Origin of the sequence: Gordonia sp. KTR9, from assembly GCF_000143885.2 — a bacterium.
GTDB lineage: Bacteria > Actinomycetota > Actinomycetes > Mycobacteriales > Mycobacteriaceae > Gordonia.
In genome coordinates this window covers 4,770,121-4,790,949 of sequence record NC_018581.1, presented here as the reverse complement: position 1 = coordinate 4,790,949, position 20,829 = coordinate 4,770,121, and the positions used below count along the sequence as shown (strand labels likewise).

Below are 20,829 nucleotides of genomic sequence, written 5' to 3'. Positions count from 1 at the left end.
AGATGGACTCCTCCGCCGACTCGCCGGCTCAGCCCGTCGTCGTCCTCGGCATCGTCGGGGCGCCCGGCCAGGCCATCGGTCTCGCGCGCAAACTCGTCGATGACGGCCTGACCGAACACGTCCAGACGACGTTCCCGGGCGCCCGATGGCAGATCGAACTCGTCGAGGCCGGACTCGTGCAGCCGCCGGCCGGCGACGCCGAGATCGTCGATGCCACGAGAGACCTACTGCTCGAACGTGAATGGGACCTCGTGGTCCACCTGACCGACCTTCCGCTGCACGTCGGCAAACGCCCGGTCGTGGCGCATGCCAACGCCGTGCACGGCGTCGCGGTCCTCTCGGTGCCCGCGCTCGGCGCGACCGGCGTGCGACAGCGGACCCGCGCGATCATCACCGGACTCGTCGGGCAACTCCTCGGCGCCGACGCCGACGACCTTCGCGAACACCAGAAGTCGCCGGCGCGATCGGCGTTGCGTCACCGTGTCCGTCAGCTCGGGACCGACGTCGACGACGAGGGCACCGCCTTCACCGCGCGCGTCCTGACGGGCAACCTGCGCCTGCTCACCGGCATGGTGCGGGCCAACCGCCCGTGGCGTCTCGCACTCGGCCTCACCCGCGCGCTCACCGGAGCGATCGCGGCCGGGGTCTTCGCGCTGGTGACAGCCGACATCTGGCTGCTCGCAGACACTTTCGGCGGGATTCGACTCACCGGTGTCGCGCTCGGATCCATCATCGCCATCACCGCGACGCTGATCATCGGTGCCGACCTCTGGGAACGCGGCAGCTCTCGACAGACGCGAGAACAGGTGGCGCTGTTCAACATCGTCACCGTGATCACGGTGGCCCTCGGTGTCGCAGCCCTCTACGCGGCACTGTTCGTGCTGTCCGCGCTCGGCGCGATGTGCCTCGTGGTGCCGGAGGTGTTCAGTTCGACCCTCGGGCACCCGGCCGGCCTCACCGACTATCTGGAGGTCGCCTGGCTGACCTGCTCACTCGCGACCGTCGGAGGAGCCCTGGGGGCGGGCCTGGAAACCGACGAGGCGGTCCGCGTCGCCGCCTACACCCAGCATGCCGCCGAGCCGATCTGAGCAGTACACCGGACACGGTCGGGTGCCCCCCTCTACACGCCAGCCGCTAGGCTAGCGGGTCAGGACGCCGCAGCAGGCCGGCGACGGGAGGTGAACCATGTCCGAGGTACCGGGAACCGGTCCGTTGCCAGGGTTCGTGGTTCTGGGCATCTCCGTCGTCGACGACCAGATCAGCTCGGTGGTTCGTGACGCCGACGGACACATCCTGGCGAGCAACCTCGTGGACCTCCCCGACGCGTCGGCCGCCGGTGCCGAGGCCGCCATCGTCGAACTCGTCGACTCCGTCCCGGTGGAGGTCGATCGGATCGGCATCTCGGCGTCGCGTGCGGACGTCCGCGATCATCTGGCCCGGGTCTTCGCGCCGGGCGCGGCCACGGGGCCGTCCTGGAGCGACAAGGTCGTCGTCACCGGATACGCCGCGGCCCTGGCCGAGATCGCCTGCACCTACTCGACCCGCGGCGGTGTGGTCGCCGTCGTCGACCTCGATCGCAACGCGGCACCCGCGGCCGGCACGACGCTGGCGACCGTCGACACCGCGTCGGGCGCGGTCCTCGGCACCGCCGACTTCGCGCCGGGTGAGATCGCCTCGGTCACCGACCCCGACGCCGCGTCGCGGCTCGCGACGACGGTCAGCGGGCTGCCACGTGGTCGAGACGTCACCTCGGTGATCGTGGTCGGCCCGGGTGCGCAACTCCCCGGGATCGCGCCGGCGTTCGAGTACGCGGCGCAGCGCCCGGTCACGGTCGCGGACAACCCGTCTCTCGCCTCCGCGATCGGTGCCGCCGACGCCGCGGTGGTCGCGCCGGCCACGGCCGTCGCCACCCGGACGTCGACCGGTCGCCGCTGGTGGTTCGTCGGCGCCGCGATCGGTGCCGCGGTGTTCCTGGGTGCCGTCGGGATCACCCTGCTCCTGACCGCCGAGTCGAGCATCGCCGAACCCGCCGCCCCCGTCACGGTGACCGAGACGCCGGCGGCGGTCACCTCGACCGAACAGGCGACGGTCACCGAGACCGAGACGGCGACCGACGTCCGCACGACGACCGTGACGAGCACTCCACGCCCGGTCACGCGGACGGAGACGGTGACCGAGTCGGCTGCCGAGACGGAGACCGTGACCGAGACCGAGACCGTCTACTCGGCTCCGGCCGGCGGCGAACCGAGTCTCGAAGTCCCCTGAGCGGTCCTAGAACACGGGGTCGTGCTGGATACGGCTGGCCCGCACACCGGCGATGATGAGGGTGCGTCGGGTGTTCTCGATCATCTGGGGTGACCCCGCGATCAGGACCTGGCGGTCCTCCCAGTTGCCGGACCGGGCCACCACGTCGGCGAGTGTGCCGATCTCGTGGTCGACACCGAGTTCGGCGGGCGTCGCCACCGCGTTGATCCACCACGGATCGGTCTGCTCTTCGGACACGGCGGTGACGCGCAGCCACGGATTGGTCGACGCGATGCGGCGCAGCACCGTCAGGTCGTACAGCTCGCCCGGGTAGCGCATCCCGTAGAAGATGTGCGTCTCCGGCGAGTCGGCGCGTGCGGACATCTCGATCAGCAGCGCGCGCAGGGGAGCGAGTCCGGTGCCGCCCGCGACCATCAGGACCTTGCTGTCGCGGTCGACGTGCAGCGTGCCGTGCCCTTGGGCGAGGGTCCACACGTCGCCGACGCTGGTCTCGCTCACGATCGCGGTGCTCACCGTTCCCCGGGGGACCGCGCGGACGTGGAACTCCAGTTCGCCCGCAGGGTTGGGCGGGATGGCGGGGGAGAAGTTGCGCCACTGCTTCGGCCACTGCGGGGTGTGCACCTCGAGGTACTGGCCCGTGTTGAACGTCAGCGGCGCATGGGCGAGGAGCCGGACGACCGCCAGGTCGCGGGTGATCCGGTACTTCTCGACGACTTCGGCGGTCCAGCGCGCGGGATGGGTCGCGCTCTCGGCGGCGCCCCGCATCACCCCGGTCACCAGCATCATGGCCTGCGAGATGGTCTGTTCGGTCTCGGCGTCCCAGTAACCGGCCATGAGGCTGCCGAACTCGCCCATCAGGGCCGCGTACATCACGTGGTAGTGCTCGGGCTCGACCCCGAACTTGCGGTGGTCGCGTCCGAGCTGCGCGAGGAACTCCACGAGTTCGGCATGACCGGACTCGGCCGGAATCGCTTCGAGGACATGGTCGATGACGCGATGGAAGGCTATCCGCTGGGCGGCCATCGACACACCGAACAGGTCCCGCAGGTCGGGGTCGATCGCGAACATCCGGGTGTAGACGTTGGTGACGAACCGGTCGGGCTGCCGATTGACTGCCGTCCGCAGCTGATGCAGCGCATGGCGCGAATGTGTCGCCATATCGAAAAGATCACACCTCCGTCGCGGCTCGTTTCCCCACCCGGTTCAAGAGACCCACACTAGTCCTTCGGTGCGTCCGAATTCAGGATCCGGCATCGTATGTCGAGCGGTTGTGAGGTGTGGCAAGGTACCGGTATGACGTCCCTCGAAGGGGTCCTCACGGGCATCGTTGATGCCCATGTGCAGCACTGGAACCCGCGGCGCACCCCATGGGCGGCCACGCGCGCGTCGAGGCTGTACGGGTTCGTCCCCACATTGGGCGACCGGGTTTTCCCCCTCATCGTCTCCCGCGCCGACCGCGAGTACATCCTGACCCCGCGCACCGTCGCCCGGGCCTACGAGCCGCGACAGTACGCCACCGACGCGGCGCTGGTCCCGACCGTGGTGGGAGTGCCCATCGACACGGTCGTCCACGTCGAGTCGCATTGGCGTCGCGAGATCCCCGACGCCACGGGGCCCCCGGTGGACAGCACCGCGGTGGAGGAGACGCGGTACCTGGAGAGCCTGCCGTTCGGCCAGGCCGGCACCCCGCGTCTCGGCGCGATCATCTCGCACGGTGACCCGCGGACCCGGACTTTCGCGGACATGCTCGACGAGCAGTTCGCGGCGTCGTCGCGATTCCGCGGCATCCGCATCGTCGCGTCTCGGCATCCCGATCCACGTGTCCGCGACGGCGGGGACACCGACAACCTGCTGTCCTCGACGTCGTTCCTGGAGGGATTCGCCGAGCTCGCGAGCCGCGGTCTCGTCTTCGAGGCCTCGGTGTACTCACACCAGCTCTACGACGTCATCCTGCTGGCGCGGGAGTATCCGGAGACGACGATCATCCTGGACCACTTCGGCATACCGGCCGGGGTCTTCGGTCCGGTGGGTATGCGTACCGGTGCGACAGCCGCTGCGCGCGCGGACATCTGGCGGCTGTGGCGCGAACGGATGACGACCCTCGCGAACCACCGCAACGTGGTGGTCAAGCTGTCCGGTCTGGCGATGCCCATCCTCGGCTATGGCCACGAGCGGTGGGGCAACATCGGTGGTCAGGCCACCCTCGCCGAGATGATCGGTCCGTTCGTCGAGCACGTCATCACCCATTTCGGGTCCGATCGCATCATGTTCGGGACCAACTACCCGATCGACCGGCCCAACGCCGCGATCGACGTCCTCGTGGGCGCCCTCTTCGACTGCGTGTCCCAGTGGGGGTCCGAGGCGTTGCGAAAGGTGTTCCGCGACACAGCGGTTCGCGTGTACGCGATCGACGGTCCGAGGAGCTGACCGCTCAGCGGGCCCGTGGCCACCACGTCGAGCGCTTCTCCGTTTCCGGCACGGGCACGTCGCGCATGAGCCGGTTCAGGATCTCCACGAGTTCCGTGCACGAGGAGTACCGGTCCTCGGGAGACTTCGCCAGGGCCTTGGCGAAGATCGAGTTCGTCGCCGACGGCAGCCAGGGCCGGCGTCGGGTGAGTTTCGGCGGGTCGTCGTTGAGGTGCGCATAGGTGATCGCGAAGGCGGTGTTGCGTGGATACGGCGGTGTACCGGTGATGAGTTCGACGAGCGTGCAGGCAAACGCGTAGAAATCGGTTGCCGGCGTGAGTTTCTGCGCCTGCAGGAGTTCGGGCGAGGCGTAGCCGATGGAACCCTGTACGCGGCCGTTGCGAGCGAGTGGCCGCGTGTCGTCGAGGAATTGGGCGATCCCGAAGTCCGACAGGTAGGCGTCGACCGGACCGGCGCCGTCCGATCGTGGGCCGGGGGTGCGGGACAGGAGGATGTTCGCGGGTTTGACGTCGCGGTGCAGGATGTCTTGCGCGTGCGCATGGTCGAGTGCATCGGCGATCTGCGCCGCCACACGCAGGACGGTGTCCATGTCCGGCTCGTCGCCACGTTCCGGGATGAGTGCGGTCGCGGCCGGTCCGCCGATGTACTGCATGGTCAGCCACATCGACGGCAGGTGCCGCGGGCCGAGCGATCCGCGCGGTGGCTCGATCTCACCGTGCGAGAGCATGCGCACGATGTGGGGATGGTCCAGCAGCGACGCGATGCCGAATTCTCGCTCGAAGCGCTCGCGGACCCGCGCGTGGTCGGAAGCGTTCGGGTGCAGGACCTTCAGCGCGACGGACCCGTCGCGTCGGTCGTGCCGAAGGTCCGACGGGTCCCCGTCGCTGCCGGTGCGATGGACCCGGAACACATCCGCGCTCGCCCCGCCACCGAGGAATTCGTCGATGGTGAAGCCGGCCACGCTCTCGCCAACCTCGAACACGCTTCTCACAGTAGATGCGTCAACGAACCCGCGGCGGGAACCGGCGGGGTCAGCGAGCCGGTGTCAGGCGGAAGATCGGGAATCGGCGGCCCTGAGCGGTCTCGGTGTACTTCAGGAACTGCTCGGAGGCCTCGATGAACTTCTGCCACGCCGGTTCCCAGTCGTCGCCTTCGACTTCGCTCACCGCGGTGTCGAGACGCTCGATGCCGTTCTCCGACGGTGCCTCCACGGCGACCGACTCGGGGTGGGCACGGAGATTGTGCACCCAGTCCGGGGTCTTCGGCGAGCCGGCGAACGACCCGATGATCAGCCAGCTGTCGCCGTCGGGAAGCGCGAACAGAGGACTGATCCGCGGCTCGGCGGATTTGGCGCCCAGCGTGTGCAGGAGCACGAGATTCTTGCCGAAGCCGGCGGTCTCGACATGGCCGTTGTTGGATCGGAACTCGTTGATGACGGTCGCATTGAAATCGTTCACGAACTCCATTGTTCCGGTACGGGGTGAGTCCGGCCATGTTTCACAGTGCAAACCGTGGTCGTCGGCCCGGCGAATACTCTGAACAGATGAGTGCCGACCCGAGTTCGCTCGCCGATTCCCTCCCCGACGGCATGGTGGTCACCGACGCCGACATCCTGGCCGGCTACCGGCAGGACCGCGCCGCCGACCCGACGGCGGGCACTCCGCTCGCACTGGTGCGGGCGACGACCACCGAACACGTACAGATCACCGTCCGCTGGTGCGCGGCCAACGGTGTCCCGATCATCACGCGGGGTGCAGGCACCAGCCTGTCCGGGGGATCGACGGCGGTGGACGGCGCGATCATGCTCTCGACCGAGAAGATGCGCGACATCGAGGTCGACCCGGCGACACGGACCGCGGTCGTCCAACCCGGCCTGTTCAACTCGGAGGTGAAGGCCGCGGCCTCGGCTCATGGGCTCTGGTACCCGCCGGACCCCTCGTCGTTCGAGATCTGCTCGATCGGCGGGAACGTCGCCACCAACGCCGGCGGGTTGTGCTGCGTGAAGTACGGCGTCACCACCGACTACGTCCTGGGTCTGCAGGTGGTGCTCGCCGATGGACGCGCGGTCCGGGTCGGGGGCAAGCAGCTCAAGGACTCCGCAGGCCTGCCGCTGACCAAACTGTTCGTCGGAAGCGAAGGGCTCCTCGGGATCATCACCGAGGTCACCCTGCGGCTCCTGCCGCCGCAGGGTCCGGCGAGCACCGTTGTCGGAGTGTTCGGTTCGGTGCACGAGGCCAGCCGGGCCGTTCTGGCGGTGACCGCAGAGATCCGTCCGGCGATGCTCGAGTTCATGGATTCGGTCGCCATCAACGCCGTCGAGGATCTGATGCGGATGGGCCTCGACCGGGAGGCCGGCGCGCTCCTCGTCGCGCAGTCCGACGCCCCGGGTGCCGCCGGCGCGGCCGAGGTCGAGTTCATCCGGAAGGCCTTCGAGACCAACGGTGCGGGGGAGGTCTTCGCGACCGACGATCCCATCGAGGGCGAGGCATTCACCGCCGCCCGACGCGCGGCGATCCCGGCCGTGGAGAAGCTGGGATCGTTGTTGCTCGAGGACGTCGGCGTGCCTCTGCCGTCCCTGCCCGATCTCATCGACGGCGTGGCGGAGATCGCCGACGACAATCGGGTGATGATCTCGGTGATCGCCCACGCGGGCGACGGCAACACGCATCCGCTGATCGTGTTCGACCCCGCCGACCCGGCCGAGGCGCAACGCGCGCAGGTCGCGTTCGGCCAGATCATGGACCTCGCGATCCGGTTGGGCGGCACCATCACCGGCGAGCACGGGGTGGGACGCCTGAAGAAGGGCTGGCTGCCCGACCAGGTGGGATTCGACGTCATGGAACTGACGGCGCGGATCAAGCAGGCTCTCGACCCCGACGGTCTGCTGAATCCGGGGGTGCTCCTGTAGCCGGCCCGAAGGTGGGGCGGCCCGCCACCACGTAGGTGCCGCGCCCAGCGGCCTTGGCGTCGAACAGCGCGTCGTCGGCGACCTCGAACTCGTGCCGGATGAACGCGTTGGCGTCGGCGGAGGACATGTGACCCGCCGGGGTGACACCGACGGCGATGCCCAGGCTGACGGAGGCCGTCGCGCCTTTCCGGGTGGTGATGAGCTGCGTGCGGATGCGTTCAGCGAGAGCCCGCACCGAGGCCTCGTCCGCGAGCGCCGCGATCGCGAACTCGTCGCCGCCCAACCGCGCGACGATGGCCTGTCCGTCCGTCGCCCCCTGCAGGATCGCCGCGACGCGCTCGAGGACGTCGTCGCCGGTCGCGTGGCCGTGCTCGTCGTTGATGCCCTTGAACCGGTCGACATCGGCGGTGAGGAGGGCGAACGGGCGGGCGGGGCTGCGTCGGAGCATCGTCGCCGTCGCGTAGAGGAATCCGCGGCGATTCAACAAACCGGTCAGCGAATCGGTGTTCGCCATGATCAGCTGATGTTTCAGCGAGCGCTGGAAATCGGATGTGTAACTGCGATGAAGAGCCGTCGTGCCATTGGTGACGACCAATAGCGCAAGCGTCGTGAACACCACACTGAGAATCGGGGTGCCGTTCGACCACGAGAGGATTCCCAGGGCGCCGACGGCAATGCTCGAGTAGATCATGTGCGCGTACGCGACCGGGCTCCGTACGAAATGAGCCACATATGAACCGACGACCGCGAAGATCGCCGCGCAGAACTGGGCGAGGGTGATGTCGGTGATGGCGAGGAGGGCCACGGTCAGCACGGCGTCGGCCCACAGGACGAATGCGGTGTTGAATCCTCTGAGCGAGGACTGCTTGGTCCACCAGATCACCCCGAGGTGGACCCGGCTGACGGCGAAGGCCATCGGGATCGTCGTGGCCACGGCGATGCCGAGCGCGATCGAGCGCGGGGCGGAACCCTGCGTGCCGCTCGGTGTGAAGAGCGCGATGGTCCCGAGAATCCCGCAGACGGCGACCAGCACGGAGATGGTGATCCGGACGTGCCGTTCGCGCATCCGCACCTGTTTGAGGACGTGGTCGGCGTCGTCGTAGAGGTGGCGGTGTCCGGTGATCTCGCCGGTCATCGGCCCGTGCCGAAGTGCCCGGAACCGCGCTGTTCGGCGCGCGTCGGGCCCCTCGTGTTCCGGGTGGTCGATGGCCGCGTCCTCTTTCTCACTCACGACGCGCGTGTACGCGCCTGTGTGCGAGGCAGAAATCGCCGAACACACGTTACGGAGTTTAGAGGACGATTAAAGATCGTTTCATCTCGAATTCCGCGATATGACCCGACGGAGTGAAAGATGTAAGAATCAGCTGAATCGCCGTCGATCTGATGTGCGCTGAGAAGGTCATGCCAATCGGGCCCGATCGGCCGCTTCCTGCTGGGGTCCTCCCGTCCCCTCCGCGGGAGGGACCCCAGCAGGTAGTCCATGTGCGATGTGGCCGGCGCACTCGCGGCCTCGCAGGATTCAGCATATGGGCTCGATGGTCAACCTACAATCACATCAATCGGGATAACTGACAGGAGATGGTTGATGAATGGTCCCGGGGAGCCCGGACTACGCGATATCGACCTCCGACGACTGCGAATGTTCGTCGTGGTGATGGAGGCACCGAGTCTTCGTGTCGCCGCGGATGACCTGTTCATCAGTCAACAAGCGCTCTCGTCGGCCATCCGCGAACTCGAGCGCCACCTCGGTGTCGAGCTCTTCTCACGGTCACGTCGGAGCCTGACGCCGACCCCCGCCGGGGAGGCGCTCTACCGCGGGGCGGTGCCCTTGCTGGCCGGTGGTGAGCAACTCGCCACCCAGGTGCGTCGCGTCGACGCCGGGTCGCCGGCGCCGTTCGTCATCGGCCACGCCCCGGACCTGGCCTCGTCCGAGGTCTTCCGCATCATCGAGCCGGTGGTGCTCGCCGACCCGTCGGTACCGATCACGGTCCGACCGGTCTTCGCCGAACTCATCCGCGACGAGTTGTTGTCCGGGGCCATCGACATGGCCCTCGGTCGTGGTGTGGCGGCGCCACCGGACATGGCCACCACCATCGCGACACAGCACGAACTGCGCCTGGCGGTTCGTGCCGACCATCCGCTCGCCGCGCACGATCGGGTCGACATGGCCGACCTCGCGGGCTACGAGATCGTCGTCTGGGGCCCCGAGCACGAGTACGAATACACCGACATCCTGGTCGGCCTGTGCCGGCGCGCCGGGTTCGAACCGCGAATCATCTTGTCGACGTTGTTGGGTACGCCTCCGCACACCGCGGTGATCGCACACCCCGATGCGTGTGCCTTCGTCACCAACGAGCCCGGCTGGATCTACGTCAACCGCATCCGGATCGTCGAATTCACCGATCCCCCGTTCGCGCCCGTCCGCGCGATGTGGCTGCCCAACACCTCGTCGACCCTCCGGCGTCAGATCCTCGCCGCTGCCGAGAACTCGCTGTGAATGAGGTGATCGGCGTTCAGTGTCGCTCGAGGATCGCACCCAGGTCGGCGCCGGCAGGAAGGGCGCCGTATTCGAGGCTGCGGTCGGGACCCAGGCGCGCGGCGATGAACGCATCGGCGACGGCGGCGGGACTGTGCCGGACGAGAAGTGACGCCTGCAGGGCCAGGGCCGTGGCCTCGACGGTGGACCGTGCCCGCCGCTGGGCGTCGGCGGGATCCATACGGGAGAGTTCGCCGAGCTGGTCGCGCAGGTGGTCGAGATGGGCGTCGAGGGTGCGATCCGCGCCGCGCGCGAGCGAGATCTCGGCATCGAAGGCGGCGATGGACTCGGGTTCGCGAGTCATGGCCCGCAGGACATCGAGGGCGATGACGTTGCCCGAACCCTCCCACACCGCCATCACCGGCTGCTCGCGGTAGCGCATGGCGAGCGGGAAGTCCTCGGTGTAGCCGTTGCCGCCCAGGCATTCCAGGGACTCGTAGGCGTGATGGGGGCCGCGTTTGCAGATCCAGTACTTCGCTACGGCGGTGGCGAGTCGGCGGAAGGCCCGCTCCTGCGGGTCGGCGTCCTCGTCGTGCGCGCGAGCGAGTCGGATCGCGGTGGTGGTCGCAGCCTCCGATTCCAGTGCGAGATCGGCCAATACGGCGGTCATCGCGGGCTGATCGGCCAGTGTCGCGCCGAATGCGCTGCGGTGCCGCGCGTGCCAGACCGCCTCGGCCACGGCCTGGCGCATGCCCGCAGCCGAACCGAGGACGCAATCGAGTCGGGTCTGCGCGACCATCTCGATGATGGTGCGTACGCCGCGTCCGGGCTCGCCGATCATGATCGCGACTGTGCCGTCCAGTTCGATCTCGCTCGACGCGTTGGATTTGTTGCCCAGCTTGTCCTTCAGGCGCTGGATGCGGAAGACGTTGCGGGTGCCGTCGGGCAGGATGCGCGGGAGCAGGAAGCACGAGAGCCCCTCGCCACCCGCGCCCTGCGCCTGTGCGAGGACGAGGAAGGCATCCGACATCGGGGCCGAGCAGAACCACTTGTGTCCGGTCAGCAGGTATTCCGCGCCCGGACCGCCGGTGCCCGCCGGAATCGCGACCGTCGTATTGGCGCGCACGTCGGAGCCGCCCTGCTTCTCGGTCATCGACATGCCGAAGATCGCCGAGCTCTTGTCGGCGGCGAGGTCGGGGGAGTAGGTGCGCGACAGCGCTTTCGGCACCCACTGGGCGGCGACGTCGGGCTGGAGTTCCAGAGAGGGGATGACCGCATGGGTCATCGACACCGGGCACGCGTGACCGGGCTCGATCTGGCCGAAGAGCATGAACGCCGCGGCGCGTACGACGTGCGAACCCGGTTGCGGGTCCGCCCAGCACCGGGTGTGGGAACCATGGGCGATCGATGCGGAGATGATGCGGTGGTAGGCCGGGTGGTACTCGACCTCGTCGATGCGGTTGCCCCATCGGTCGAAGGTCCGCAGCACCGGGGTGACGGCGTTCGCGAGATGGGCGTCGTGCTTGAAGGATTCACTGCCGACCAGCGCCCCGATCTCGCGGAGCTCGGCGTCGCCCCACGCCGCGTCGTGGCGCGTGACCGCTTCGCGGAGCACGGTGTCGAGTTCGTACTCGTTGACGTCGACCCGCGGGGCCGACTGGTTGAACACCTCGTGGGTGAGATGCGGTTGCGGCCGAACGGAACTCGCGGACCGGGTCATCATGCCTCCTGTGCTGCGTGTGATGTCGTGTCTGTGCCGACCGGGCGGAGCGGACTGTCCAGGACCTCGTCGGGGATCTGCAGATTGGTGAAGACGACGGCGACGGCGTCGGTGAGGCGATAGCCGAAATCGACACCGGTGGCGGCCTTCTGGACCGCCAGGCCGAAGATCGCCGACCAGAAGGCCCGGGCCTCGACGTCGATCCCGGCGCGCAGTTGCCAGCCGGTGCGGACGAGCGTGGACAGCAGTGCTTCTTCGCCGCGCTCATGGAGCAGGGTGAGGGTGTCGGTGATGAGCGGACGCAGGTCGGTGCGCCGTGCGACGAGGAGCATCGCGGTGGCGAAGAGTTCCACGTCCCGTGCGCACGGACCGAGCAACGTTCCCACGAGCGTGTTGGTGTAGTCGCGGACCGTGGCGGCGCCGGCCGCCGCTTCCTCCGCGCGTCGGCCGGCACGAAGCACGCCTGCGCTCGCGACTTCGACGAACAGCTGCTCTTTGGAACCGAAGTAGTACGTGACCTGATTCGGGTAGGCGTCGGCGCGTTGACAGATCTGCGCCACGGATGCCGACTCGCCGTGCTCGGCGAACACCTCCGCGGCAGCAAGGAGCAGCGACTTGCGCGTGGCCTTGCCCGCGTCGCGGGTGGCACGTCCGGTGGTCGGCATTCGCATCCTCGTCGTCTGGCAGTGTTTGTATGACAAACAATAAAATGTCGACCTGGGTCCAGGCAAGGGTTTACCTGCCGGTGGCCGCGGCGGCGGGGGATGGCCTCAGGCGTCGCCGAGTGTGCTGACCTGCACGTACGACGCCTCCAGGATGCGGGGGTATGCGAGCGGCGAGTCCGGGGTCGCGCGGTCGGGGAAGTCGAAGATGCTCAGCATGAGCTGCATCGGGTAGCCGATGGACTGCCGGACCTCCTTGACGATGCGCCCGTCCATCGTGAACACGAGACGGCCGGGTCCCCACTCGACGACGTACTCGTGGAGGTCGGCGAGGTCGTCGGCCATCTCGAGGGTGGAGAAGTCGTCGACGATGCGCGGGTCGCGATGGGGGTGCACACCGACGCCCAGTCGCCAGGGTTCGCCCGGAACCGGCCCGAAGATCTCCGCGACGCAGATCTCGCCGGAATCCTCCGGTCGCTCCTCGGTGCCGAGCAGCCAGAAGGCGACCATCGACGCCGGATCGGGAATCGCGCGCATCCGCACCGCGAAGCGACCGTGCCGCTGTGCGAAGACGATCTCCGACGGGCGGTGGGTCACCACGGTGAGCCCGTCTCGGTGCGCGTGCTGACCGACCGTGCTCCCGACCTCACCGGCGTGGTGTCCGGTCTGCAGGCTCGAGACGCGCATCGTCGACTCCGACGGCCGCCATGCGGGTTGGTCGTCGTCGATGCACAGTCGCGAACGTCCCCCTGAAGCGGACCACCGGGCCGCTGAGTTCGCCGGTCTCGTCCAGTGCGGGAGATAGTCGGCGATCCATGTCCGGCTGTCGAAACCGTCGCCGGAGAAGTCGTCGCGCAGGGTGATCATCAGATCTCTCCCCGGTCGGCGGGAGCGTTCGTGCACTCGATCGCGTCCGAGGGGTGTCGTTCCATGGCGGTACAGTACATCGACTTTCGACGTACTCCGCGTAATGTGTGCTGGTCGGCAGGCGCGTGAGCAGAGGCGGTATGACATGGAAACAACAACTGCGGCAGACACACTCCGTCGGTGGGCGCTCGACGAAGAGCTGAAGTCCCGGGTCATGGCCGACCCCGCGCTGGCCGATCTCGCGCGGCGGATCGCCGAACGGTACACCGCGGGAGAAGATGTCGACTCGGCGATCCGCGCCGGGGAGCGCGCGGTGGAACGCGGACACCTGGTGAGCATCGAGTACACGGGTGAGAGCGTGCGCGACGCCGCCGAAGCGACCGCGGCCACGGAGGTCTTCGTCTCCGTCGCCGAACGCATCGGTCGGACCGGTCTGCCGTCGACGGTCTCCGGCGACCTGTCGCACATCGGACTTCTCGTCTCCGGAGATCTGGTGCGGGACAACGCTGCCCGTTTGGCAGAGGCGTGCGCCGCGGTCGATTCCGTCTTCATGATCTCCGCCGAGGGATCGGACCGGACCGATCGGGTTCTCGAGGTCTACGACTGGCTGTCGCATCGGTACGACAACGTGGGCATCACCCTGCAGGCCAGGCTCCATCGTTCGGACGAGGACGTGGATCGACTACTCGCCGCCGGTGGCCGGGTCAGGCTCGTCAAAGGTGCGTTCCTGGAGGCCGAATCGGAGGCCCTGCCCCGGGAGGACCCGGAGTTGCCCAAGCGGTTCGGACGACTGGCGCGCCGCATCGTCGACGGCGGCGGCTCGCTCACCCTCGCGACGCACGACGAAGCGTTGTTGACTCATGTCCTGGGGTCTGTGGGCGCCGCCGAGTCCGTCGAGGTCGAGATGCTGATGGGTCTGGGGACCGACCTGCTGGACCGGTTAGCGACGGACGGGATCGCCACGCGCGAATACTGCATCTTCGGCTCGGAATGGTGGTTGTACGTGCTGAACCGCATCGCCGAAGACCCGACGCGGGTGTTCCAGGCTCTCGTCGACCTCGGGCGCGGGCCGATCAGCCCGCAGGCCAGCGCTCGGTGATGAGCTCGACCATCTGGTCGACCCAGGCGTCGTCGAGTGCGGCGTCGCTCCGGATGAGAATGCGGAAGATCGCGGTGCCCGCGACGACCTCCGCGAGCATCGGCAACCGGTCGTCGTCCCGGCGTTCCTGGCCGAAGCGGGACTCGAAGGCGGGGAGGTCGCCGGCGAGCCGGGCGATCATCTGACTGTGCACGTCGGGTGACGCAACGGTGTCGGCGATCAGGCCGGGGAGTGCCACGCGCGCCTCGGGCCGGTTGAACATCGCGCGCACGATCTCGACGAGTGCCCGGATGTCCTGGCGGACATCTCCCGAACCTGTTGGCGGATCGAGGGTCTCGGCCGACAGCACCGCCTCGTGCACGAGCTCGGCCTTGCCCGACCAACGCCGGTAGATGGCGGCCGTCGTCGTACCCGCGCGTGCGGCGATGGCCGACAGCGACAGCGCCGGATAACCGGTCTCGAGGATCAGCTCGCGGGTGGCCGCGATGATCGCTGCGTCGATCCTCCCGTCGCGGGGCCGCCCGGGCGTCGAGGGTTTGCGCCTCTTGTCTTCCCTGTGCCCATCTGCTGTCATGAGATACATCCTAATTGCAATACAGCATGCATCGTATTTGAGGGAGAGTTCGTGAAGCTGAGTCCGCTCGACGAGTACCCGATCCATCAGACACCGGCGCCGATCACCTGGCCGGCGAGCTCCGACCGCAATGTCTACGACCGCTCGTACTTCAACGTGCTGGACCGCGAGGGCCGCTTCATGGTGCTGACCGGCATCGGGTACTACCCCCGGCTCGGGGTCAAGGACGCCTACTTCGTCGTCCGCCGCGGCGACACCCAGACCGCGGTGCACCTGAGCGACGCCATCGACGACGACCGGCTCCACCAGCACGTCAACGGCTATCGCCTCGACGTGATCGAGCCACTGCAGGAAGTCCACCTCACGCTGTCGGAGACCGAGGGCATCTCCGCCGACCTGACCTGGCGCGGACTCTTCCCCGCGGCGCTGGAGAAACCGCACGAGATGCTGACCGAACGCCGGGTCACCTTGGAGGCGTGCCGGTTCGCGCAGGTGGGCACCTGGCAGGGATGGATCGACGTCGACGGCGAGCGCCTGAGCGTCGATCACGACAGCAGTGTGGCGAGCCGGGACCGGTCCTGGGGCATCCGTCCCGTCGGTGAGCCCGAACCGGCCGGGAGGCCGGACGCCGCGTTCCGCGGAATGTGGTGGCTGTACCTGCCGCTGGCCTTCGATGACTTCCAGTTGTTCCTGATCCTGCAGGAGGATCCGGACGGGCATCGCAGCCTGTACGACTGCACGCGGCGGTGGCGGGACGGCCGCGTCGAACAACTCGACGGTGTGCGCGTGACCATCCACTACACGTCCGGGACCAGGATTCCGCGCGGTGCACACATCGACTTCCTCAACCGCGCCGGGGACCGGATAGAGCTCAACGTCGAGTCGAAGTTGTTCGCTCCCATCGCTTTCGGGTCCGGTTACGGTGGTGACTCGTCGTGGGCACACGGCACATGGAAGGAGGGCGCGTTCGCCGAACGCGTCACCTTCGACCTCACCGACGACGAGGTCATGGCCCGTGCACCCTTCAGCCTCATCGATCACGTCGGGTCGGCCGTGTGCACCGAGCCCGACGGCACCGTCCGACAGGGGGCCGGCTTGTTCGAGCACGGCGTCATCGGCCCGCACCACCCGTCGGGATTCTCCGACTGGACCGACGTGGTCGGATAGGGCACCCGATGAAGATCATGACGGCGTTGTTCAACCCGACGGATGCGGTCGATCGCGCGCGGGCGCTGCAGGAGGCCGGCGCGTCCGGTGTGTTCACCTTCGAAGGTCCGCACGACGTGTTCACCCCGCTCGTGCTGGCGTCGGCGGTGGAGGGCCTGGACATCATGTCCAATGTGGCCATCGCGTTCCCGCGCAACCCGATCCAGCTCGCGCACCAGGCGAACGACCTGCAGCTGCTCAGCGAGGGACGCTTCATCCTGGGGCTCGGCACGCAGGTGCGCGCCCAGATCGAGAAGCGCTACGGCGCCGAGTTCGACCGTCCGGTCGAGCGGATGAAGGAGATGGTCGGCGCCCTGCGGGCCATCTTCGCGACCTGGAATGACGGTGAGCGCCTGGACTTCCGGGGCGAGTACCACCGGCACACCCTGATGACCCCGACGTTCGTCCCCGGGCCGAACCCTTATGGACCCCCGCCGATCTATCTGGGCGCGTTGGGTCCTCGGCTCACGCGTGCCACCGCTGAGGTCGCCGACGGTCTGCTGGTGATGCCGTTCGGGTCGAAGCGGTTCCTGCACGGCACGACGCTGCCCGCCGTACGCGACGGTCTCGCCGCGGCCGGCCGCAGCGAGGACGACTTCGAGGTGGTGCCCGAGATCATCGTGTCCGTGGCGTCGGGCGCCGGGAGCGACGACCATGCTTCGACGCGGATGTTGTTGGCCTTCTACGGTTCCACCCCGGCGTACCGTCCCGTCCTCGATGCGCACGGATGGGGAGACCTGCAGCCGGAACTCAACACGATGTCCAAACAGGGGCGCTGGCAGGAGATGGCCGGACTCATCGACGACGAGATGCTCCACACCATCGCGGCCTGTGGCACGCCGGCCGAGATCGCCGCACACATCCGCGACCGGGTCGACGGTGTGTCGGACCGGATCTGCCTCTACCAGCCGGGCCCCATCGGTGTCGAACCGCTCGCCGAGATCGTCGACTCCCTGACCGGTGGCGCGAGATGAGTTCGGCAACGGTCGAATTCGAGGACATCACCGACGACCGGTACGGCGGCAAGGCGGCCGGTCTCGCGCGCTTGCGACGTCTGGGACTGCCGGTGCCCGCAGGCTATGTCATCACCTGTGTGTCCTCCGGGGCGCGCGACGTCGACACAACACGATTCGACGAGATGGTCGCCGCCGGGTCGACACCGGTCGCGGTTCGGTCCTCGGCGGTCGGGGAGGACGGGGCGGACCAGTCCTTCGCCGGCCAGTACGACACCGTACTGGGGGTCGATTCCGTCGACGCGCTCGTCGCCGCGGTCCGCGCCTGCGCCGACTCGGTGCACTCGCGACGCGCGTCGTCGTACAGCGGGAATTCCGCGGCCACCATGAACGTGGTGGTCCAGCGGATGGTCGATGCCCGCGCCGCCGGCGTGGTGTTCACCGCGGACCCGGCGTCCGGGCGCCGGGATCTGATGGTCATCGACGCCGTCGTCGGACTCGGCGAGTCGCTCGTCGACGGGACAGCGGCTCCCGATCACTTCGTGCTCGATGTCGGCGGTGCCGTCATGGTGCAGGAAACTGTTGCGGCGCCGGTCTTGTCGGCTGCGGAGATCGGCGACATCCGTGCCGGTGCCCGCCGGGCGGAGCAGGAGTGGGGCCGGCCGATGGACCTCGAGTGGGCCATCGACGAATCCGGGGAACTCTGGTGGCTGCAGGCACGGCCGATCACGACGCTGCCCGGGGACCTCAACGAGATGGACTCGCCGGGGGCCGGGGCCGACCACGTCTACACGCGATGCAACATCGGCGAGATGATGCCGGGCGCGTTCTGCCCCCTGACCGCATCGGTCTCCGGGTTCGCGATCGACTACGCGATGCAGATGGTGCAGGTGGTTGCCCGCGCGCAGCAGAGTTACGAGAGACCATGGCTCCAGGTGGGTTACTTCTACGGGCACATGTTCCTCAACCTGACCGAGGGCACGGCGTTGAGTTCGGGCATCCTCGGCAACTCGCTGGAGCAGTTCTCGACGTCGATCTGCGGGCGGGTCATCGACGAATTGACACCGAAGCCGCCGCAGCCATTCCGACGCAAACTCGGCAACACGATCCGGCTCACCGCGCATGCGCTGTCGGTGGGGCCGGCCATGCGTCGGCTGCCGGCCGAGATCGCCGCATTCGCGGTGCCGACGAGCCGCGACCCGCGAGTCGTGCTGCGGGAGATGGAGTCCGGTGTCGACCAGTACCGTGAGGTCACCCTCGTCCACGTGCGGTCGTCCTCACGCGCTGCGGTCGCGGCGAACGTCCTCGAGAGCGTCCTGGTCCGGCAGGCGGTGAAGGACGGGCGCACGGAGGATGACGGCAAGGCCGAGGCGGCCCGGCTCATGGCCGGCGCCGCGGAGGTCGAGAGCGCCCTGATGCTCGCCGAACTCGACGCGGTGGTGCGCACCATCGCCGCCGACCCCACGGTCGCCGACGAATTCCTCTCCGCGGCACCGGATGACGCGGTCACCACGCTGCGGGCGACATCCGGCCACCCCGGCCGTGCGCTTCGTGGGTTCCTCGAACGTCACGGTCACCGGGGATACCGCGAACTGTGCATGCGCGATCCGTCCTGGGCCGACGATCCCGGCGGTCTGGGCGCGATGATGCAGGTGATGGTGCGGTCGGTGGCGACGCGGTCGGACCCGCCACCCGTCCGCGCGGCCGCTGACGTGCGCCCCGCTGACCTGCACCCCGCTGACGTACACCCTTCTGGGTCGATCCGACTCCTGGCACGCCTGGCGCAAGGCGGTGCGCGAGGCCGCGAAGAGACCAAGTCGCGGATGGCGCTGATGGCCCACCGGCTCAAACGGGGCTACCGGCACCTCGGTGAGGTCCTGGCCGAGTGCGGGCGGTTACCCGACGCCGACCTCGTGTACTTCTTCGACCGCGCGGAGCTGCACCGGGTCGTCGAGTCCGACGACACCGGGGACCTCGTGCTGAGCGCGCTGAAACGTCGAGAAGCGTTGTCGTATCAGGATCGCCTCGAGTTCGACGACGTCTCGGTCGGCCGCCCGTCCCCACGCGTCGTCGCGCCCGTGACCCATGCCGGCGACGGCCGGATCGTGGGCCGTCCGGCGGGCCGGGGAACCGTCGAAGGTGTGGTGCGCGTGGCGAAGTCGGTCGTCCAGGCGCGGGACGTCCAACCCGGCGAGATCCTCGTCGCGCCCGTCACCGATGTCGGCTGGACGCCGTACTTCACCGTCATCGGCGCGCTCGTCACCGACATCGGTAGCTCGGTGTCGCACGGTGCGGTGGTCGCCCGCGAGTACGGGCTGCCGTGCGTCGTCAACACCCTGGTGGGCACCCAGGTGCTGCGGACCGGCGACCGGGTGCGGGTCGACGGCGATCGCGGGATCGTCGAGCTGATCGAGAGTAATTGACCGCCAAGGGCACGCGGGAGATCGCGACCCGCCGGACGGTTCAGTCGGCGACGGCCGGATAGGCGTCGAGCATCAGCCCGGCGACGGCGCCGAGTGCTTCGGTCCAGGCCGCGGTCATCTCGTCGGTCCAGTCTCCGCCGCCGCGCTCGGCCATCGTCGTGACGAGCGCGCCGGCCACCCATCCGTACATCTCGGGCGTGACCCCGAGGTCGGCGTGCCGGCGTCCCAGCGCGCCGAGCGTGCGGCCGAGCCACTCGGCGTCGTCGAGGTGGTCGAGAACGGCCGCTATGGCCTGCTGGAGCATCGTGGCTTGTGGTCGCAGGTCGGCGCCGAACAGTGGCCGGACTTCGGGGTGTTCGTCGAACAGGCGGTCGTAGAAGGCGAGCATCAGCTTGTGCTCGTCGTCGATCACCAGGGACAGGCTGTCCTGCAATACTTCTCGGTTCAACATGGTGGGGCTGCACCTCGTCGGTCTCGTGATGTATCAATGACACAATGGCTGTATCTCTGTAACATCTAGCACGACGCGCGGCCTCGTACAGCGGAATGGCCGGACCGGGTGGGTCAGGCTGACGCGACTCAGGAGCCGGCGACCTCGCTGGCGGCGTAGGAGGCCAGGAGCTGTAGCCGCTCGGCGCTCGGGGAGCCGGGTTCGGCGGTGTAGATCATCAGGATCGGAACTGGAAGCGCGCCAGGTTCGGGGTTCGGCCGCCGTCGCCGATGACCGGAGAATAGAACGCGCGGCCGAGCGCATCGGTGGCCAGCAGATCCTGCCGTCTGACCACGGTCGGTACCCCCACCACAAACGAAAGGTGTTCACTATGAAGATCACTCGCAGTTCCATCGACACCGTCAAGGGACCCGGCGACTGGTTCACCGGCGATGTCTACATCGACGCGGCGGCCGCGTCGCCACCGCCCTCGCGGGTGTCGGCGAGCCTCGTCCACTTCATGCCGGGTGCGCGGACGCACTGGCACCGGCACCCCCTGAGCCAGACGGTCTTCGTCACCGAGGGCGTCGGCCTGTGCCAGCGGCGCGGCGGGCCCATCGAGGTCATCCGACCCGGTGACCGCGTGCTCTTCGAAGCAGACGAGGAGCATTGGCACGGCGCCGCCCCGACGCGCCTGATGGTCCACCTCGCGATCAACGAGGGCGACGACGACCACGAGGTCGCGCAGTGGCTGCAGCCGGTCACCGACGAGGAGTACGCGCAGGCGCCACACGAGGTATGAGCGCCTGCTCGCCCGCT

At 68.3% G+C, this 20,829-nt stretch carries 18 protein-coding genes and 1 pseudogene; 10 read left to right on the top strand and 9 right to left on the bottom strand.

Annotated features, from left to right (window positions below; all coding sequences use genetic code 11):
- Positions 1 to 2 precede the first annotated feature (2 nt).
- Together KTR9_RS22125 and KTR9_RS22120 are read left to right on the top strand one after the other, a co-directional pair.
- Positions 3 to 1,088 carry a hypothetical protein gene (locus KTR9_RS22125; protein ID WP_014928217.1) on the top strand — a complete coding sequence of 362 codons (1,086 nt, stop codon included), beginning with the start codon at positions 3 to 5 and terminating at the stop codon, positions 1,086 to 1,088.
- Positions 1,089 to 1,185: 97 nt separating this feature from the next.
- The gene (locus tag KTR9_RS22120) at positions 1,186 to 2,265 is read left to right on the top strand and encodes a hypothetical protein (protein WP_014928216.1); all 1,080 of its coding nucleotides are present in this window, start codon (positions 1,186 to 1,188) and stop codon (positions 2,263 to 2,265) included.
- A 6-nt stretch (positions 2,266 to 2,271) separates the two neighbouring features.
- Here KTR9_RS22120 and KTR9_RS22115 read toward each other — a convergent pair.
- A pseudogene (locus KTR9_RS22115) lies at positions 2,272 to 3,432 on the bottom strand (FAD-binding oxidoreductase); the annotation flags it as partial.
- A gap of 126 nt (positions 3,433 to 3,558) precedes the next feature.
- Here KTR9_RS22115 and KTR9_RS22110 point away from each other — a divergent pair.
- Complete coding sequence (locus tag KTR9_RS22110) at positions 3,559 to 4,692, top strand: amidohydrolase family protein (RefSeq protein ID WP_014928214.1); 1,134 nt, start codon at positions 3,559 to 3,561, stop codon at positions 4,690 to 4,692.
- 4 nt (positions 4,693 to 4,696) lie between these two features.
- Here the strand turns inward: KTR9_RS22110 and KTR9_RS22105 are convergent, their stop codons facing one another.
- Positions 4,697 to 5,674, bottom strand: a complete 978-nt coding sequence (locus KTR9_RS22105) for a serine/threonine-protein kinase (protein ID WP_014928213.1) — start codon at positions 5,672 to 5,674, stop codon at positions 4,697 to 4,699.
- Between the two features lie 49 nt (positions 5,675 to 5,723).
- The gene (locus KTR9_RS22100; RefSeq protein WP_014928212.1) at positions 5,724 to 6,149 is read right to left on the bottom strand and encodes a nitroreductase/quinone reductase family protein; all 426 of its coding nucleotides are present in this window, start codon (positions 6,147 to 6,149) and stop codon (positions 5,724 to 5,726) included.
- Between the two features lie 86 nt (positions 6,150 to 6,235).
- Between KTR9_RS22100 and KTR9_RS22095 the strand changes: the two genes are divergently transcribed.
- Positions 6,236 to 7,600, top strand: a complete 1,365-nt coding sequence (locus KTR9_RS22095; protein ID WP_014928211.1) for an FAD-binding oxidoreductase — start codon at positions 6,236 to 6,238, stop codon at positions 7,598 to 7,600.
- Here the strand turns inward: KTR9_RS22095 and KTR9_RS22090 are convergent.
- Positions 7,548 to 8,735 carry a GGDEF domain-containing protein gene (locus KTR9_RS22090; RefSeq protein ID WP_014928210.1) on the bottom strand — a complete coding sequence of 396 codons (1,188 nt, stop codon included), beginning with the start codon at positions 8,733 to 8,735 and terminating at the stop codon, positions 7,548 to 7,550. The two genes, KTR9_RS22095 and KTR9_RS22090, sit on opposite strands and share 53 nt — an antisense overlap.
- Positions 8,736 to 9,185: 450 nt before the next feature.
- On the opposite strand from KTR9_RS22090, the gene KTR9_RS22085 reads away from it, so the two are divergent.
- Positions 9,186 to 10,097 (top strand): LysR family transcriptional regulator, encoded by a 912-nt coding sequence (locus KTR9_RS22085; protein ID WP_014928209.1) that lies wholly within the window; start codon positions 9,186 to 9,188, stop codon positions 10,095 to 10,097.
- Between the two features lie 16 nt (positions 10,098 to 10,113).
- On the opposite strand, the gene KTR9_RS22080 is transcribed toward KTR9_RS22085, so the two are convergent.
- From KTR9_RS22080 to KTR9_RS22070, 3 genes are all read right to left on the bottom strand, one after another.
- Positions 10,114 to 11,796 (bottom strand): acyl-CoA dehydrogenase family protein, encoded by a 1,683-nt coding sequence (locus KTR9_RS22080; protein ID WP_014928208.1) that lies wholly within the window; start codon positions 11,794 to 11,796, stop codon positions 10,114 to 10,116.
- Entirely contained in the window at positions 11,796 to 12,461 is a 666-nt protein-coding gene (locus KTR9_RS22075) for a TetR/AcrR family transcriptional regulator C-terminal domain-containing protein (protein WP_014928207.1), read from the bottom strand. Before KTR9_RS22075 ends, KTR9_RS22080 begins: the two co-directional genes overlap by 1 nt.
- A gap of 105 nt (positions 12,462 to 12,566) precedes the next feature.
- Entirely contained in the window at positions 12,567 to 13,325 is a 759-nt protein-coding gene (locus KTR9_RS22070) for a glycoside hydrolase family 16 protein (protein ID WP_014928206.1), read from the bottom strand.
- A 145-nt stretch (positions 13,326 to 13,470) separates the two neighbouring features.
- On the opposite strand from KTR9_RS22070, the gene KTR9_RS22065 reads away from it, so the two are divergent.
- The gene (locus KTR9_RS22065; protein ID WP_014928205.1) at positions 13,471 to 14,424 is read left to right on the top strand and encodes a proline dehydrogenase family protein; all 954 of its coding nucleotides are present in this window, start codon (positions 13,471 to 13,473) and stop codon (positions 14,422 to 14,424) included.
- Here KTR9_RS22065 and KTR9_RS22060 read toward each other — a convergent pair.
- Positions 14,399 to 14,998: a TetR-like C-terminal domain-containing protein gene (locus KTR9_RS22060; protein WP_014928204.1), complete on the bottom strand. Its 600-nt coding sequence runs from the start codon at positions 14,996 to 14,998 to the stop codon at positions 14,399 to 14,401. The two genes, KTR9_RS22065 and KTR9_RS22060, sit on opposite strands and share 26 nt — an antisense overlap.
- Before the next feature lie 51 nt (positions 14,999 to 15,049).
- Between KTR9_RS22060 and KTR9_RS22055 the strand changes: the two genes are divergently transcribed.
- Genes KTR9_RS22055 through KTR9_RS22045 form a run of 3 tightly spaced genes read left to right on the top strand, consistent with a single transcriptional unit; the run spans position 15,050 to position 19,580 of the window.
- Positions 15,050 to 16,165 carry a hypothetical protein gene (locus tag KTR9_RS22055; RefSeq protein WP_014928203.1) on the top strand — a complete coding sequence of 372 codons (1,116 nt, stop codon included), beginning with the start codon at positions 15,050 to 15,052 and terminating at the stop codon, positions 16,163 to 16,165.
- 8 nt (positions 16,166 to 16,173) lie between these two features.
- The gene (locus KTR9_RS22050) at positions 16,174 to 17,178 is read left to right on the top strand and encodes a TIGR03617 family F420-dependent LLM class oxidoreductase (protein ID WP_014928202.1); all 1,005 of its coding nucleotides are present in this window, start codon (positions 16,174 to 16,176) and stop codon (positions 17,176 to 17,178) included.
- Positions 17,175 to 19,580 (top strand): PEP/pyruvate-binding domain-containing protein, encoded by a 2,406-nt coding sequence (locus tag KTR9_RS22045; RefSeq protein WP_014928201.1) that lies wholly within the window; start codon positions 17,175 to 17,177, stop codon positions 19,578 to 19,580. The genes KTR9_RS22050 and KTR9_RS22045 overlap by 4 nt, the downstream gene beginning before the upstream one ends.
- A gap of 40 nt (positions 19,581 to 19,620) precedes the next feature.
- Here the strand turns inward: KTR9_RS22045 and KTR9_RS22040 are convergent, their stop codons facing one another.
- Positions 19,621 to 20,031, bottom strand: a complete 411-nt coding sequence (locus tag KTR9_RS22040) for a globin domain-containing protein (protein ID WP_083889001.1) — start codon at positions 20,029 to 20,031, stop codon at positions 19,621 to 19,623.
- 370 nt (positions 20,032 to 20,401) lie between these two features.
- Between KTR9_RS22040 and KTR9_RS22035 the strand changes: the two genes are divergently transcribed.
- A complete protein-coding gene (locus tag KTR9_RS22035) occupies positions 20,402 to 20,812 on the top strand; it encodes a (R)-mandelonitrile lyase (protein WP_014928198.1) in 411 nt (136 codons plus the stop codon).
- The last annotated feature ends 17 nt before the right edge of the window (positions 20,813 to 20,829 follow it).